Source organism: Nguyenibacter vanlangensis, assembly GCF_013376155.1.
GTDB lineage: Bacteria > Pseudomonadota > Alphaproteobacteria > Acetobacterales > Acetobacteraceae > Gluconacetobacter > Gluconacetobacter vanlangensis.
Map to the genome: position 1 here is coordinate 1 of NZ_JABXXP010001231.1, position 560 is coordinate 560.

The window sequence follows — 560 nt, forward strand, 5'->3', positions numbered from 1 at the left end:
GTCGCGGCCCTGCTGGGACCGGGCCATCCGGTGCGGCACGTGCAATGGGGCGGCGGCACGCCGAGCGCCCTGCCGGCCGAGTCCATGCGGATGGTGATGGAGACGATCCGTGGCCTGTTCGCCGTGCGGGCGGATTCGGAAATCGCCATCGAACTCGATCCGCGCGCCTTGCCCGACGATTATCCGGACGTGCTGCGCGCGCAGGGGTTCAACCGGGTCAGCCTGGGCGTGCAGGATTTCGATCCCGTGGTGCAGATGGCCTGCGGCCGGATACAGAGCCGCGCGCGCACCGAAGAGTGCGTGGCGCAGATCCGCCGGGCGGGCATCCGCTCGGTCAATATCGACCTGATCTATGGCCTGCCCTACCAGACGGTCGACAGCGTGGGCGAGACGGCGGCGATCGCGGCCGGCGCGCTGCGGCCCGACCGGCTGGCGGTGTTCGGCTATGCCCACGTGCCATGGAAGCAGAAGCGTCAGGAACTGCTGCCCGAACATGCCTTGCCGGGGCCGGCCGAGCGGCTGGCGCAGCGCGAGCGGATCGACGCGGTGCTGCGCGCGGC

The 560-nt window shown here is 71.1% G+C and carries 1 protein-coding gene; it reads left to right on the forward strand.

The window, feature by feature from the left end; translation table 11 throughout:
* A partial coding sequence (locus HUK84_RS22300; RefSeq protein ID WP_176642056.1) for a radical SAM protein occupies positions 1-560 on the forward strand: 560 nt, incomplete at both ends.